The organism is Bradyrhizobium sp. I1.14.4 (assembly GCF_050435825.1).
Taxonomy (GTDB): Bacteria; Pseudomonadota; Alphaproteobacteria; order Rhizobiales; family Xanthobacteraceae; genus Bradyrhizobium.
Window position 1 is genome coordinate 437,161 of record NZ_JBNDLA010000001.1, and the last position, 15,740, is coordinate 452,900.

Annotated in this window: 15 protein-coding genes; 14 read left to right on the forward strand and 1 reads right to left on the reverse strand. The window is 62.7% G+C overall.

Annotated elements, in window-relative coordinates:
- The first annotated feature begins 526 nt into the window (after positions 1–526).
- From ABIB78_RS02045 to ABIB78_RS02105, 13 genes are all read left to right on the forward strand, one after another.
- Positions 527–751, forward strand: coding sequence for a hypothetical protein (locus tag ABIB78_RS02045; protein ID WP_429020840.1), 225 nt, complete (start codon positions 527–529; stop codon positions 749–751).
- 104 nt (positions 752–855) lie between these two features.
- Positions 856–2,550: an arylsulfatase gene (locus tag ABIB78_RS02050; protein ID WP_429020842.1), complete on the forward strand. Its 1,695-nt coding sequence runs from the start codon at positions 856–858 to the stop codon at positions 2,548–2,550.
- A 138-nt stretch (positions 2,551–2,688) separates the two neighbouring features.
- A complete protein-coding gene (locus ABIB78_RS02055) occupies positions 2,689–3,639 on the forward strand; it encodes an HAD family hydrolase (protein ID WP_429021516.1) in 951 nt (316 codons plus the stop codon).
- Between the two features lie 96 nt (positions 3,640–3,735).
- Positions 3,736–4,068 (forward strand): HdeA/HdeB family chaperone, encoded by a 333-nt coding sequence (locus ABIB78_RS02060; protein ID WP_429021518.1) that lies wholly within the window; start codon positions 3,736–3,738, stop codon positions 4,066–4,068.
- Positions 4,069–4,119: 51 nt separating this feature from the next.
- A complete protein-coding gene (locus ABIB78_RS02065) occupies positions 4,120–5,094 on the forward strand; it encodes a formylglycine-generating enzyme family protein (protein WP_429020845.1) in 975 nt (324 codons plus the stop codon).
- Positions 5,095–5,154: 60 nt separating this feature from the next.
- Complete coding sequence (locus ABIB78_RS02070; protein WP_429020848.1) at positions 5,155–6,531, forward strand: DUF3300 domain-containing protein; 1,377 nt, start codon at positions 5,155–5,157, stop codon at positions 6,529–6,531.
- Positions 6,532–6,563: 32 nt separating this feature from the next.
- A complete protein-coding gene (locus tag ABIB78_RS02075; RefSeq protein ID WP_429020851.1) occupies positions 6,564–7,592 on the forward strand; it encodes an AAA family ATPase in 1,029 nt (342 codons plus the stop codon).
- A 7-nt stretch (positions 7,593–7,599) separates the two neighbouring features.
- Positions 7,600–8,586, forward strand: a complete 987-nt coding sequence (locus ABIB78_RS02080) for a DUF58 domain-containing protein (RefSeq protein ID WP_429020853.1) — start codon at positions 7,600–7,602, stop codon at positions 8,584–8,586.
- Positions 8,579–9,070 (forward strand): DUF4381 domain-containing protein, encoded by a 492-nt coding sequence (locus ABIB78_RS02085; RefSeq protein WP_429020856.1) that lies wholly within the window; start codon positions 8,579–8,581, stop codon positions 9,068–9,070. The genes ABIB78_RS02080 and ABIB78_RS02085 overlap by 8 nt, the downstream gene beginning before the upstream one ends.
- Complete coding sequence (locus tag ABIB78_RS02090) at positions 9,063–10,061, forward strand: vWA domain-containing protein (RefSeq protein ID WP_429020859.1); 999 nt, start codon at positions 9,063–9,065, stop codon at positions 10,059–10,061. The genes ABIB78_RS02085 and ABIB78_RS02090 overlap by 8 nt, the downstream gene beginning before the upstream one ends.
- On the forward strand, positions 10,054–11,577 hold the full coding sequence (locus ABIB78_RS02095; RefSeq protein WP_429020861.1) for a VWA domain-containing protein: 1,524 nt from the start codon (positions 10,054–10,056) through the stop codon (positions 11,575–11,577). Before ABIB78_RS02090 ends, ABIB78_RS02095 begins: the two co-directional genes overlap by 8 nt.
- A complete protein-coding gene (locus ABIB78_RS02100; protein ID WP_429020864.1) occupies positions 11,574–12,971 on the forward strand; it encodes a BatD family protein in 1,398 nt (465 codons plus the stop codon). Before ABIB78_RS02095 ends, ABIB78_RS02100 begins: the two co-directional genes overlap by 4 nt.
- A gap of 80 nt (positions 12,972–13,051) precedes the next feature.
- On the forward strand, positions 13,052–14,728 hold the full coding sequence (locus tag ABIB78_RS02105; protein ID WP_429020867.1) for an arylsulfatase: 1,677 nt from the start codon (positions 13,052–13,054) through the stop codon (positions 14,726–14,728).
- A 38-nt stretch (positions 14,729–14,766) separates the two neighbouring features.
- Here the strand turns inward: ABIB78_RS02105 and ABIB78_RS02110 are convergent, their stop codons facing one another.
- Complete coding sequence (locus ABIB78_RS02110; protein ID WP_429020869.1) at positions 14,767–15,030, reverse strand: hypothetical protein; 264 nt, start codon at positions 15,028–15,030, stop codon at positions 14,767–14,769.
- 110 nt (positions 15,031–15,140) lie between these two features.
- Here ABIB78_RS02110 and ABIB78_RS02115 point away from each other — a divergent pair, with 110 nt between their 5' ends.
- Positions 15,141–15,584: a hypothetical protein gene (locus tag ABIB78_RS02115; protein WP_429020872.1), complete on the forward strand. Its 444-nt coding sequence runs from the start codon at positions 15,141–15,143 to the stop codon at positions 15,582–15,584.
- Positions 15,585–15,740: the final 156 nt, after the last annotated feature.

Consider the following 15,740-nt stretch of genomic DNA (forward strand, 5'->3'; position numbering starts at 1 on the left):
ACTGAGGAGCGCCAGCGCGGCCGTCCTCAGTGTGCAGTGAAGAAAAGGCGCGTCGTTCCTACGGTCGAATGCCATTCTTGCGCGCGCAGTCACGGTAGGCGGAATAGCCCGCAGCGTTCCGCGCATTAGCGGCTCCGCTCGTCATGTTAGCCGCGCCGGCCGCGGCAGCTTCGTTCGCTTGCCTGAAACATTCGGCGCGGATCGCATCAACGCTCTTCTTTGGCGCAGCCTCCGCCGGGTACGCGGCGCCAAGCACCGGGACAAGCAAAGCTAAAGTTCTGAGCAACCTTACATTCATCATGTTGGACCTCCCTGTCTGAGATGCGGCTAACAATGACGCGAGTCCTAACCCATGGCTGGCTGAAGGGGGAGGTACGAACATGTTCGTACCTTGACGCGCTTGCACCCGGGGCGATGCTGGCTGCTTGTGATGCTGTCTGCTTGTTCTGCTTATAGTGTTTGCTGATGCGCGTGTGCCTAGGTCTTCCCCGATGTCGGTAGTTCCATGGAGGGAATTCGATCCATCGTGATCCGTTTTCCGCAGCGCGAACTTGAAATTCGGCGCCGCTTCGTTCGCGACCCGCATTTCAGATCGATTTGTTCAGACTACGAGGAGGCGTCGAGGGCGCTCCGTCATTGGCAACAGGCCGTCAAGGACGGAGATCGGGAAGGGGGTCGAAGAGCCGAGGAATACGTCACGCTCCTCGGCGAACTGGAAGAGGAGATCCTGACACATTTGAGCCGCCCGTGAGCCACCGGCGATCGAATGGCAAACGTGTCGGAATGAATTGGTCCTGACCTTCGTTCGCAACGCCGCAACGGCAGTGCAACGGCGATGCCGACGTTAAGCTGCAAATGGAAGCTGCAAATGAAATCGAGGAGGTGAGAGCCGTGAAAGACGCAATAAGAGACAAATTGAGGCAGTGCGCGTTTGCGGCGCTGGCAGTGCCGCTGTGGATCGGTGCAACAGCAGCTCAGGCTCAAGCCCCGGTCGAAAAGCCAAACATCATCCTGATCCTGTCGGATGACTTCGGCTACGGGGACGCCGGCGCGTATGGAGGCGGCGAAAATCGTGGCATGCCGACTCCAAGCATCGATCGTCTCGCGTCCGAAGGCATGCAATTCATGTCATTCTATGCGCAGCCGAGTTGCACGCCCGGCCGGGCTGCCGTGCAAACCGGCCGGATACCAAATCGTAGCGGCATGACGACCGTGGCATTCCAGGGACAGGGCGGAGGCATGCCGGCAGCGGAATGGACCCTGGCCTCGGTCTTGAAGACCGGCGGTTACAAGACCTTCTTCACCGGCAAATGGCATCTGGGCGAAGCCGACTACGCGCTTCCGAGTGCGCAGGGCTACGACGAGATGAAGTATGCGGGATTGTATCATCTCAACGCGTATACCTATGCCGATCCCACCTGGTTTCCGGACATGGACCCCGAGTTGAGAGCCATGTTCCAGCGAGTGACCAAGGGGGCACTATCTGGAAATGCCGGGCAACCGGTGAAAGAGGAGTTCAAGATCAACGGCCAGTACGTCAACACGCCGGACAAGGGCATCGTCGGCATTCCGTTCTTCGATGACTATGTCGAGAAAGCGTCGCTCGACTATCTGGACCGGAGCAAGGGATCGAAAGAGCCCTTCTTCATGAGCATCAACTTCATGAAGGTGCATCAACCCAACATGCCGGCTCCGGATTTCCAGGGGAAGTCGTTGTCGAAGAGCAAGTACGCGGATTCGGTGGTGGAGAACGACACGCGCATCGGCCGCATCTTGGACAAGGTGCGATCGCTTGGACTCGACAAGAACACTTACGTGTTCTGGACCACCGACAACGGCGCGTGGCAGGACGTCTATCCTGACGCCGGTTACACGCCATTCCGCGGCACCAAGGGCACCGTCCGTGAGGGCGGCAACCGCGTCCCGTCCATCGCATGGGGCCCGGGCATCAAGCCCGGAACGAAGAACTCCGACATTGTTGGCGGTCTCGACTACATGGCGACCTTCGCCAAGCTTGCCGGCGTGAAGCTGCCGGAGAACGACCGCGAGGGTAAGCCCATCATGTTCGACAGCTACGATATGTCACCGGTCCTGTTTGGAACGGGAAAGTCGGAGCGCAAGGCCTGGTTCTACTTTACGGAGAACGAACTCACGCCCGGCGCGGTGCGTCTCGGCAACTACAAGGCCGTGTTCAATCTGCGCGGCGACGATGGTGTGAAGACCGGAGGTCTTGCAGTCGATAGCAACCTGGGCTGGAAGGGGCCGGACTCATATGTGGCGACCGTTCCACAGGTCTTCGATCTCTGGCAGGACCCGCAGGAGCGCTATGACGTGTTCATGAACAACTACACGGAGCGCACCTGGACCATGGTCACGATCAGCGGGGCGACCAAAGACCTGATGCAGACATATGTGAAGTATCCTCCGCGCAAGCTCCAGAGCGAAAGCTATGCAGGGCCGATCACCCTCACGCAGTATCAGCGGTTCCAGTTCTTCAGGGAGCAGCTCGCGAAGGACGGTTTCAGCGTCGGCCTGCCCACCGGCAACTAGATCGAGCGCATGGAACGGCCTCGAACAATTCGAGGCCGTTCCGTTCTCCGTTTTGACTTGGATGGGCAGGGACCTATGAAGCGAATTCCAGTCGACCGACGGACGATCCTGGCAGGCTTGCTGGCCTCGGCTGCCACGATGTCTCCGTCCGGTCATTCAGCGCTCGCGCAGGAGGGTCCCCTTTCGTCGTGGAGTGAGGGGCAGGCAAAAAAAGCGATCCTGGACTTTGTCTCTGCAGTTACGAAAGAAGGAGCACCGGAGTTTGTGCCCATTTCGGAGCGCATCGCAACCTTCGACAACGACGGCACGCTCTGGTGCGAACAGCCGATGTACGTGCAGCTGGCCTTTGCGCTGGATCGGGTAAAGGCGTTGTCCGACAAGCACCCGGAATGGAGAAAAAAGCAGCCGTTCAAAGCTGTGCTTGACAACGACGTCCCCGCTCTCGCCAAGGCCGGCGAAAAGGGCCTGATCGAGCTCGTCATGGCGACCCATGCCGGCATGACGACGGCGGAGTTCGAAAAAATCGCCAGCGACTGGATCGCAACGGCGCGCCATCCGAAGTTCAATAGACCCTATACCGAACTGGTCTACAAACCGATGCTGGAATTGCTCGGGTATCTGCGGGCCAACGGTTTCAAGACTTTCATTGTTTCAGGCGGCGGCATCGAATTCATGCGGCCATGGAGCGAGCGCGTCTACGGCATACCGCCGGAGCAGGTCGTGGGCTCCAGCATCAAGACCAGGTTCGATATCGACAAGGGCCAGCCCGCGTTGATCCGCTTGCCTGCCATCGATCTCATCGACGATGGCCCGGGCAAGCCGGTTGGCATCAATTCGCATATTGGTCGTCGGCCGATCGCGGCCTTCGGCAATTCGGATGGCGATTTTCAGATGCTGCAATGGACAACGGCAGCCAGCGGTCGCCGTTTCGGTCTCATCGTACATCACACAGACCCGGACCGGGAATATTCGTACGACCGGAAGTCTTCGTTCGGTCGGCTCGACAAGGCGCTTGATGCGGCGCAGTCCAATGGCTGGACCGTTGTCAGCATGAAGGATGATTGGAAACGCGTGTTCAGTTTTCAGTAAGAGAGACGAAGTCAATGTGAGCGAACGACGATCGAGCAGGTAGTTCGATGGAAGAGCCGGGGTCTCAAGCAAAAGGGTGATTTACGCATGTCAGTCATGAAGCGAATCTGCGTCGTGCTCGCAATGGCCATTTTGGCGCTTGCCGCATCAGGCGCACAAGCACAAACGCCTTTATCGACCTATGCCGATTCAAAGGGGTATGTTGACGTTCAGGCGCTGACTTGCGCCCAACTTGCCGGAACGTATCAGGAAGACGCCGACATGTTGGCGGCCTGGTACAGCGGCTGGTACAACGGCCTCGCAAAAAAGCACTACGCCCACATTACACGCGCAAAATCCGGAGAGCACCAGCTGATCCTCTATTGCAGGGCTCATCCTGATTTGAAGATCATTGAAGCGATCGACACGCTCTTGAAGAACGAAAAGTAGGTCGGCAAGGGCTCGCAATCATTCGCGCCGCGGAGTGGTGGAGATCGGACGATGTTGCTGCCTTCCGAATTTGTCGGCGATCCGGACCACGGCATCATCGAAGATATGGCGTGGATTCCGGCCGGCACGTTTCACATGGGGTCGAATGACCATTATTACGAAGAGGCGCCCGTTCATCGCGTGACGGTCGACGGATTCTGGATCGACCGAACACCCGTGACCAATCGGCAGTTCAAGCAATTCGTCAACGCCACCGGGCATGTGACGACCGCGCAGGTGATCCCGGATCCGAAAGACTATCCCGGCGCACGCCCCGAAATGCTTTATGCGGGCTCGCTTGTGTTCTCACCGCCGGCGCAGGTCACCGACCTGCGGGACTGGAGTCAGTGGTGGACCTTCATGAAAGGCGCGAACTGGCGTCGTCCTTACGGTCCAAAGAGCAACATCAAGGACCTCGACGATCACCCGGTTGTGCATGTCACCTACGCCGATGCGCTCGCTTACGCGCAATGGGCCGGCAAGGATCTTCCGACGGAAGCCGAGTGGGAGTTTGCCGCACGTGGCGGACTTGACGGTGCCGAGTTTGCATGGGGCGACGAGTTCACGCCCGGCGGCCAGCATTTGGCCAATACGTGGCAGGGCCAGTTTCCAGCACAAAATCTGGTCACCGACGGCTATGAGCGCACCTCGCCGGTGAAGGCCTTCCCGCCGAATGGCTACGGGTTGCACGACATGATCGGCAATGTCTGGGAATGGACGGCCGATTGGTGGTCTGCGAAGCATGAGGCCGACGCATCCAAGCCGTGCTGCATTCCGCTAAATCCGCGCGGCGGCGCTGAAGGCGCGAGCCTCGATCCCCACCAGCCCAATATTCGAATTCCACGAAAGGTGCTGAAGGGCGGCTCTCACCTGTGCGCGCCCAATTATTGCCGACGCTATCGCCCCGCAGCGCGGCATGCGGAACCGATCGACACATCGACGAGCCATGTTGGCTTCAGGTGCATCCTGCGCGCGAGCAGTGCTTAAGGATTCTGGAGTCTCGCTCTTGAATGAGATGCGCAGACGTGACGCAGAGGAGACGCGGCGATGGGTGAACGGATCGTGGACAGGTTGCGCAGCGCGGTGGTCTGCGCAGCCTTGTTGAGTCCTGTCTCAGGCATCGTGCCCATGCCCGCCCTGGCGCAAGCAACGGCGCCGGCTGCTTCGCCAACCGCAGCGCCGGATAGTCCGGCCCAAGCTCAGGGCGGTAGCCCCGCTCCCCAGGCCAGCCCGGCTCCGACGCCGGCAGCAAGTCCGGTGCCGGCGGCAACAGCCGCCCTGTCCGAGGGGCAAATCGAGCAACTCGTCGCGCCGATCGCGCTCTATCCCGATTCTTTGCTTTCGCAAATCCTCATGGCATCGACCTATCCGCTCGAAGTGGTGGAAGCCGCACGCTGGTCGAAGGAGAACGCCGGCGTCAAGGGGAAGGCGCTCGAGGATGCCATGCAGAAGCAGTCGTGGGATCCAAGTGTAAAGGCGCTCGCCGCGATCCCGCAGACATTGCAGATGATGAGCGAGAAGCTCGAATGGACCCAACAGCTTGGCGATGCGTTCCTGGCGCAGCAGCAGGACGTCATGGCCGCCGTTCAAACATTGCGTGCGCGCGCAGATGCCGCGGGCAACCTCAAGTCCACGCCACAGCAGACAGTGACGAAGTCGGCGCCGCCTGCCGGCGTCACGCCGCCGGCCGGGACGCAGCAAGCGATCGTCATCGAACCTGCCGACCCCGATACTTACTACGTTCCGGTCTACGACCCGGGGGTTGTCTACGGTGCATGGGATTATCCAGCGTATCAGCCGTTCTACTGGTACCCGCCCGGCTACGCTGCGGCAGGTGTGATCGGCTTCACCGCCGGCGTTGCGGCAGGTGCCGCAATCTGGGGCCGTTGCGACTGGTGGCGGCGTGACGTGAACATCAACGTCAACCGATACAATCAGTTCAATCACACCAACATTGTGAATGCAGGCTGGACCCATAATCCGGCGCATCGAGGCGGCGTTGCCTATCACAACGCCGGCGTCGCGGCACGGTTCGGCAGCGGCAATACGGCCGCCGCGCGTCAGGGCTTGCGCAACCGCGCCGGCTCTCCGGGAGGAAGGTTCTCGAACGCCGGCGCCGGGCGCGCGAAGGACGTGGCTTCGCGACGTACTGCAAATCGCGGCGCCGGCGTTTCTCGCCATGCCAGTCGTAAGCAGGTGACCCGCACCCGTGCCGGAGCGGGCGGTCGCGCTACCGTTTCACGGAAAAGCGTCAGTCGCGCCCGGGTCAGCGGACGTGTCGGTGGTGGTGGCGTCCGCGCGCATGCGATCCGGGCAGGCGGGATCCGAGCGGGCGGCGGTGGCCTCCACAGAGGCGGGGGCTTTCGCGGAGGTGGCGGCTTTCATGGAGGCGGCGGCTTCCACGGCGGAGGTCGGCGTCGATAGTCAAGGCCAAACAGGTTCAAAGAGGCGATCGGATGTCCAATCTCGATGCCAGCCAAAGGAGCGAGGCCGCTGCGGTTGAGCACTCGGCGGGCGCGCGAAACGCTGTACGCGAGCTCAAATCGCGGATTGGCGAGTCCGTGCTCGGCCAGGATCATCTGGTCGAGAGCATGCTGATCGGGCTGCTTGCCAACGGCAATCTCCTGATCGAGAGCCTCCCGGGTCTTGCCAAGACCCGCGCGGTCAAGACGCTGGCAAAGCATCTCGCCGCCGATCTGTCGCGCGTGCAATTCACGCCTGATTTGTTGCCATCCGATGTGACCGGCGCCGAGATCTATGTTCAAACGGAGAAGGGTGGCCAATTCCAGTTCCAGAAGGGACCGATCTTCGCCAACCTCGTGCTTGCCGACGAGATCAACCGCGCGCCGGCAAAGGTGCAGTCGGCGCTGCTCGAAGCGATGGAAGAGCGTCAGGTCACCGTTGCCGGCAAGACCTACAAGATGCCCGACCTGTTCATGGTGCTCGCGACCGAGAACCCGATCGAGCAGGAAGGCACCTACTCGCTGCCGGAGGCCCAGCTCGATCGCTTCCTCATGCATGTCGTCATCACGTATCCGGACGAGGCCGTCGAAGGCGAGATCATCAGGCTCAATCGTGCCGAAAGCGCGCAGAAGCCGAAGGGCTACGCCGCGGAGCCGCCGTCGATACCGCAACAGACGATCCTTGACGCGCGCGGCGAGATCGACGGGATCTTCGTCTCCGACCTCGCCCAGAAGTATATGGTGGACGTGATCTACGCGACTCGTTTCCCGAGCCGCTATGGCGACCCGCTGGGCAAATGGATCCAGGTCGGTGCCAGCCCGCGTGGCAGCCTTGCGCTGGACCGCTGCGCGCGCGCCCGCGCCTGGCTCGATGAATATGAGTTCGTGACGCCTGACCACGTACGTGCGGTGGTTCATGACTGCCTGCGGCATCGGTTGATCCTCAGCTACGACGCGGTGTCACAGGGGGTCACGCCGGACCAAGTGATCGACAAGATCGTCGAGCTGGTCGCATCAGCCTGAGGCCGTCATGACCGAGACATTAGCCAAAACGCCTGGTGTCTATATCGGTCTCGACGATCTGATCGCGCTCGAACAGCGCGGAGGCAGGGTTTCCTTCCTGCCGCGCCAGCCGGTGCACAGCCTGCTGTCCGGCCGCTTCGCCTCGCGGATGCGCGGACGCGGGCTCAACTTCGAGGAGATCAGGGATTATCGTGCCGGCGACGATGTCCGGTCGATCGACTGGAAGGTGACGGCACGCCTGCAGAAGCCCCATATCCGTGTCTTCAATGAGGAGCGCGATCGGCAGGCGGTTCTCCTGGTCGACCAGCGCCTCTCGATGTTCTTCGGCAGCCGGCTTGCGATGAAGTCGGTGGCCGCGGCGCAGGCCGCGGCGATCGGCGCCTGGCGGGTGCTCGGTGTCGGCGACCGCGTCGGCGCGATCGTGTTCAACGACCGGGATATGGTCGAGGTGAGGTCACGGCGCAGCCGGGCGACCGTGCTCCAGATCCTCTCGGCCATCGTGACGCAGAACCAGGCGCTCGGCGTCGGGCGCGGTCTCGTCTCCGCACCGGCCATGCTCAATACCGCGCTGGAGCATGCCCAGCGCCGCGCATTGCATGACGCGATCGTCATCATCATCACCGATTTCGACGGCGCCGACGATGCGACGCGCAAGATGATCGGCGCGATGGCGCGGCACAATGACGTCGTCGCCCTGCTGGTCCACGATCCCTTGCAAAGTGACCTGCCGCCCTCCGCCAGCATGACCGTGACCGATGGCGAGTTGCAGATCCGGCTCGAGGTCGGGCGCGACAGTGTTCGCAAGAGCATTTCTCAGGCGACGGAGGAACGCCTGAAGGGCGTCTTTGCCCTGACGCACGAGCTCGGCATTCCCGTGCTGCCGCTCAGCGCAGCCGAGGAGACCGCCGCGCAGCTTCGTCGCCTGCTTGGCGCGATGCCCGCCAGGCACGGGCGCGGCGGCGGCCACAGAGGAGCGGAGGCGACGCTTGGCTGAAGCTCAACCTGCCAACATCGATCCGGTCGCTGGCCTCGTCGACATCCCGTTGCCGCGCGAAGTCAGCCTGTGGCCGCAGACCTGGGAATCGCGGAGCGCGATTGCCCTGCTTCTGGCGGTGGCGATCGCTACGGTGTGGTGGCTCGTGCGCCATCGGCGCGCCAACCGCTATCGGCGCGAGGCACTCGCAGAGTTGAGGGCGATGGAACAGGCAAGCTCGTCTGGGCGCGAAGAGCTGCTGACGCGATTGACGCTGCTGGTCCGACGAACCGCGCTTGCGGCTTTCCCACGCGAGCAGGTGGCGTCCCTGGCCGGACCGGCATGGCTTTCATTTCTCGACCGGCGCTATGGCGGGCAAGAGTTTTCGCAAGGTGCCGGCCGTTTGCTTGTCCGTGGGCCGTATCAGCCAGTTCAACCGGACGAAGCCGAACTGCAATCGCTCTCCGGCCTGGTGCGTCGCTGGATCAAGGTGCACCATGCTTGAGTTCGCCTGGCCATGGTTGTTCGGGTTGCTGCCGCTGCCAATTTTGGCGTGGTGGTGGCTGCCTCCTTATCGTGCCCGGCAAGCGTCGATACAGGTGCCATTCTTCGAGCGGCTGGCGGCCGCAACGGGCCAGACGCCGCAACGGGGTGCCGTGGTGCTTGAACGACGCGCCGTGCAGATGATCGCGGCGGTCGCGATCTGGATTCTCCTGGTTGCAGCTCTGGCAAGGCCGCAATGGGTCGGCGATCCCGTGACGCGGGAGGTCTCCGCGCGCGACCTGATCCTGGCGATCGACATATCGGGATCGATGGAGCAGCGCGACTTCAAGACGCCGGAGGGCTCGACGCTGACGCGGCTCGACGGCGTCAAGCGCGTGGTCAAGGATTTCATCGCGCGCCGGAAGGGTGACCGCGTTGCGCTGATCCTGTTCGGCACCAGAGCTTATGTGCAGGTGCCGTTCACCCAGGACCTGCAAACGGCGCAGCAATTGCTCGACCAGACCGCGGTCGGTATGGCCGGTCAGCAGACAGCGATCGGCGACACCATCGGTCTCGCCATCAAGATCTTTGCGACCAGCACGGCGAAACAGAAGCTTCTGATCCTGCTGACCGACGGCAACGACACGGCCAGCCGGGTGCCGCCAGAACATGCCGCGGACATCGCGCATCAGAACGGCGTGGCCGTGTACACGATCGGCGTCGGTGATCCCGCCGCCTCCGGCGAGAATCGCGTTGATCTCGGTGTGCTGCGGTCGGTTGCGAGCACCACCGGTGGTCATTTCTTCCGGGCCGAAGACGGCGCACAGTTGCAGGCGATCTACGCCGATATCGACCGCCTCGCGCCGGCGAAACTCCAGACATTGTCGTGGCGGCCGAAGCTGCCGCTGTTTCAGTGGCCGTTGGGCGCTGCCGTCATCATCAGCCTGCTGCTGTGGCTTGCGCTCCTGCTCGGGAGCGAATGGCGCCGGGTAAGAGTTCCCAGCCATGCATGATGCCGCTACCATATCGCTTCACCTGCTTCGCCCGCTGTGGCTCGTCGCGCTGATCCCGGTTGCCGCCGTGTTTGCGCTGTTGCTGTGGCGGCAAAGTGTGCGGGCGCAGTGGGGAGGCGTGATCGCGCCGCATCTTCTCGATCATTTGATCGTGCAGCCCGGCCGGGGGCGCAGCATCAATCCGCTGTATCTCGTTTCGGCCGCCATGACGCTCGGCATCATCGCACTGTCCGGCCCGACCTGGCGGCGCGAGTTGCCGCCCTTTGTCGAGGACAAGGCGCCGCTGATGATCGCGCTCGCGGTCGGCACGTCGATGAGCCAAAGCGACGTCGCGCCCTCGCGTCTCGAACGCGCGAAGCAGAAGATCTCGGACCTTCTTGTCGCCCGTGCCGGCGCCAGAAACGGACTTATCGCCTATGCCGGTACGGCGCATCTGGTGATGCCGTTGACCGACGACCGTGCCGTCATCGCACCGTTCCTCGCCGCGCTGGCGCCGGGATTGATGCCGACCGATGGGAAGAACGTGGCGAGTGCGGTGACCCTGGCTGCACAGTCGCTCGCGACCGAGCCGGTCGCCGGCACGATCCTGGTGATTGCCGATGATCTCGGTGCTGCCGACGCAGTGGCGCTCCGGCAGGCAGCGGGGCGAAACAATCTTGTGATGCTCGCGGTGACCGCAGGCCCCACGTCCGGACCGCTCGGAGGCGACGCCGTCCAGGTCAGCATCGACGGGAGCGACATTCTGCGATTGGAGCGGCGGATCGAATCGCGCTTCCAGTCCGCTCAGGGCGATGCCTTCGGTACGCGATGGCAGGACGAGGGTTTCTGGCTGCTGCTGCCGCTCGTACTGTTGACCCTGCTCTGGTTCCGCCGCGGCACGACGGTCGCATGGGTCGTTGCCTTCTTCGTCCTGACCCACGCCGGCCCATCGCGGGCCGACGAGACGTCGCGCTTTGTCGGTCTTTGGTTGACCCCGGACCAGCAGGGGCGGCTCGCTTTCGACCGTGGCGACTATCGTGCCGCGGCAAGGCTATTTGCGGATCCAATGTGGCGCGGCATCTCCGCATACCGTACCTATGACTTCATTGTGGCGGCGCAGGAGTTTTCAAAGGTCAAAACCCTGGAGGGCACATTCGCGCTTGGCAATGCCCAGGCCCAGAACCACGCCTTTGAAAAAGCCATCCAAGCCTACGACGATGTGCTGAAGGTGCAGCCGGGCAATTTCGCCGCCAAGACCAATCGCGCAATCGTGCAGGCCGCTCTCGACGCGAAGGAGGAGAAGCGCCGCAAGCAGGAGCAGGACGACAACGCACCTCCGGAGCTGAAGCCGGATGAGATGCGCGTCGATTCCAAGCAGAAGGGCGGCAAGACGATCAAGGTCACGCCGCCGGACGTCACCACCGCGAGCGCGGCGGAGGCCTGGATGCGCCAGGTCCAGACTTCGCCCGCAGACTTCCTGAAGCTGAAATTCGCGATCCAGGCGGCGGCGCCGGTGCAGAAAGGGGCGTCGCCATGAGACATTGGCTCGCCGCTCTTGTCTTGCTGCCTGCGGCCGCGCCGCTGCAATGCGTGCATGCGCAGCAGGTCCGGACGCCCGAGCCGATTGTGCAACTGACGATCGATCCACCGCGCGTCGTGGTCGGGCAGCCGGCGGCGCTCCACATCGTCGTGCTGGCGCCGAACTACATGACGTCGCCGCCGGAGCTGCCGAGCTTCCAGCTCCGCAACGCCGTGACCCGACAGTTGCAGAGCGTCAATACCAACGATCAGCGGGACGGAGTGTCCTACGCCGGGGTGCGTTTTGAATACGCGATCTATCCGCAGGAACCCGGCACTTACGCCATCTCCGGCAAGAAGGTCCACATTAAATATGCGGCCGAGCCGCCGGCGACGCGTGAGGTCGAGATCGCGCTGACTGGCCGTTCGTTCGAAGCGTTCATCCCGGATGCTGCCGCCGAACTGCGGCCATTCCTGTCCGCCAGCAAGCTGACGGTCGAGCAGGAGGTCAAGCGTTCATCGGATCAGCTCAAGGCCGGAGACGCCGTGACGCGAACCGTGACGATCAGGGCGGAAGGCACCCCCGCGATGCTCCTGCCTCCGCACGCATTCGCAGCGGTCGACGGTTTGAGGCTTTATCCGGCGCAACCGTCGCTTGAGGACAGGACCGACCGACGCACCGACGCAACGACCTCGACCCGGGTCGATTCCGCGACCTACATGCTGGAACGGCCCGGCGACTATTCGTTGCCCGCGATCGATATCGGCTGGTGGAATATCGGCAGCGGCAAGCTCGAGGTGGTTCACCTTGATGCTGTGCCGCTGAAGGTCGCGGTCAATCCGGCTGCCGGTAGTCCTGCGCCTGCGGTCCAGTCGAGCAAGAGTTGGACGTGGGATGGCTTCGTCGACATTCTTGCCGAGCACTGGTTGGCCATGCTGCTCACACTTGTCGGCATTGGGGCACTCGTGTGGTTCGCACCCGGCGTGCTGCGGCGAATCGCCGACGATCATCACCGGCGGCGGCAGGCGTATCTGCGATCCGAGGCCTTTGCCTTCGGTAGACTTCGCCGCGCCGGTCGGCAGCACGATGCAAGGGCGGTGTACTTCGCGCTGCTCGACTGGCTGCCGCATCTCGACGCGGCGCCGCCGAACAATACGCTTGGTGCCTTCAAGGCGATCGCGTGCGACGCTGCGTTGGACCAGCAACTCGGGGCACTCGAGCGCGAATTGTTCGGAGCTCCGCACACTTCAGATCCCTGGTCGCCGCGTCAACTGTTGCAAGGCGTGACCGCTGCCCGGCGCAGCCTGCACCCGCACGCGGCGCGCCATAGAAACACGCGTCTACCCCAGCACCTGAACCCGGCCGCGGCTTCGAACGCTTCGGCTTACGTGGGCAGAAAACCAGCCAGATGAGCGACGAAGGAGATCGATCAAGCAGACTGCCAGATACGAAGTAACGGCCACAACCCAAGTCAGAAATCAAGGAGCGTCGAATGAGCTGTGAGAAGAAGCAGGATAACACCGTCGCCGATCCCACCTGTGGTGACACAACCATGAATCGCCGCGCCGTATTGCTCGGCTCATCATCGCTTGTCGCGGCAGCGACGCTGACGTCGCAGGCGCTCGCACAGGCGCAGAAGGCCGCTCCTGCAGCGGCCCCTGCGGCGGGAGCGTCGGGCCGCAAGCCGAATATTCTCGTCATCTTCGGCGACGACATCGGCATTCCGCAGGTCAGCGCCTACACGATGGGCCTGATGGGATATCGCACGCCCAATATCGACCGCATCGCGAACGAAGGAGCGATTTTCACGGACGCCTACGGCCAGCAGAGCTGCACCGCCGGCCGGGCCTCCTTCATCCTGGGGCAAGAGCCGTTCCGGACCGGTCTTCTCACCATCGGCATGCCCGGCGATCCCCACGGCATCCGGGACTGGATGCCGACGATTGCGGATGCCATGAAGACCCAAGGCTACGCAACCGGACAGTTCGGCAAGAACCATCTGGGCGACCGTGACGAGCACTTGCCGACCAAGCACGGCTTCGACGAGTTCTTCGGCAATCTCTATCACCTCAATGCCGAAGAGGAGCCTGAAGGGTACTTCTATCCGAAGGATCCGAACTTCCGGAAGCACTTCGGTCCGCGCGGCGTGATCAAATCGTCCGCGGATGGCAAGATCGAAGACACCGGCCCGCTGAATATCGCGCGCATGCCGACCGTGGATGAGGAGTTCCTGGGCGCCGCCAAAGACTTCATTGGCCGGCAAGCCAAAGCGGACAAGCCGTTCTTCGTCTGGTTCAACTCGACGCGCATGCACGTTTTTACGCATCTGAAGAAGGAATCGCTCGGCAAGACCGGCAAGGGCATCCACGCCGACGGCATGCTGGAGCACGATGGAATGGTCGGCGAGTTGCTCAAGCAACTCGACGATCTCGGAATCGCCGACAACACCATCGTTCTCTATACGACAGACAACGGCGCCGAAATCGCACTTTGGCCCGACGGAGCGATGACTCCCTTTCATGGCGAGAAGGGCACCACCTGGGAAGGCGGCATGCGTATTCCCATGATGGTGCGCTGGCCAGGCGTGGTGAAGCCCGGCACCCAGTACAACGACATCATCTCGCTGATCGACTGGTTCCCGACCCTGTGTGCAGCGGCGGGAATGCCTGACGTCAAGGAGAAGATGAAGACCGGTTTCGCGGGCGCCGGCGGGAAGAACTTCAAAGTGCATCTCGACGGCTACAACTTCATGCCGTACTTGAAGGGTGACGCCAAGCAGGGCCCGCGCGAAGCGATCTACTACTTCGATCAGGGCGGCAACCTCAATGCCATCAGGTGGAACGACTGGAAGCTGAGCTTTGCCTCGTCGAAGGGAAACATCGCGACAGGCACACGCGAGGTCACAGCCTGGTCGCTGATCACCAATCTGCGCATGGACCCGTACGAGCGTGGCCTGGAGGAAGGCGGAGAGGCGATGAAATTCCTCGCCCAGAACATGTGGCTGATCGTGCCGGTGCAGGGCAAGATCAAGGAGTTCTTCTCCGACTTCGACCAATTCCCCTATCAGGAAGGCAGTTCGTTGAACGCGGGCGGCATCAACTACGGCCTGCTCCGGCAGCAAGCCGCCTTGAAGCGTCTCAACGAGCTTGAAAGCCTGAAGCCGCAATAGCAACGGACAGGAAAGACAAGTGCCATGATGGTTCAGTTTTACGTTTTGCTGCCTGCATGTCTTACAGCCATCTCCGTTGAGGTGGCGCAGCCGGCGGATGCCATGCCATCATGCAACGACGGCGCGGCGAAGAGGCGATTGCCGATTTCGTCGCGCGTGTCGCGGCGCAAGGCGGCGTAGACTTCGCGCTGGTCGCCGAGCGCGTCGCCGCGTTCGAAATGCTTCTGGCACAAACCGCTATATCCGCCCGGCGGCGCCGCGCGTAGACTTGAAGGGCCGTTGTTGGCGAATTTCGCCAGCAAGACCGCAACGATGGCAACGACGAAAGAGAGAAGAGGTAACTTTGATGTCCACTCACACCCGTACGATATCGTTCGCAACCGCCGTCCTGATAATCACATCCGGCGTTTCCATGCCGGTCGGAATAGCCTTGGCGGCGCCGTTGCAACCGGCGGCAATCCACCAGGACACAACGGCAGTGCCTGATCTCATCGAGGTCCGCGCCGCCGGTCGCCGTGGAGGGGCGATGGTTGGCCCGCGCGGTGGCGCCGTGGTGCACCGCGGTGGCGCCGCGGTCGGACCTCGCGGCGGAGCCTATCGTGGTCGAACCGCGGTCGTCGGACCGCGCGGCAATGTCGCCGTCCGCGGCACCACAGTCGTGCGAGGGCGGGGCGGCTGGGCGCGTCCGGGCTGGTATGGTTGGCCGAGGGGCGGGGCCATTGCGGCAGGCGCCGCGATCGGGTTCGTGAGCGCGGCGACCGCCGCGGCTTGGGCAGGCGCGCCGCCCGCACCCGGCATGTGCTGGTACTATACTGACCCGTCCCGGACGCAGGGCTTTTGGGACTATTGCCGGTGATGACGGAGCGCCGATCGTCGTGACACGATCGCCTGAGAGAGGCGGCCCGGGCCTTCACCGGCTCGGTCCGCGACGTCTACGCAAACAGGATACGCCTTCGATCGTCGATCAGGGCGGCAAGACCGCAAGCGCCGGACAGAGGTTTAGGGCCGGCTT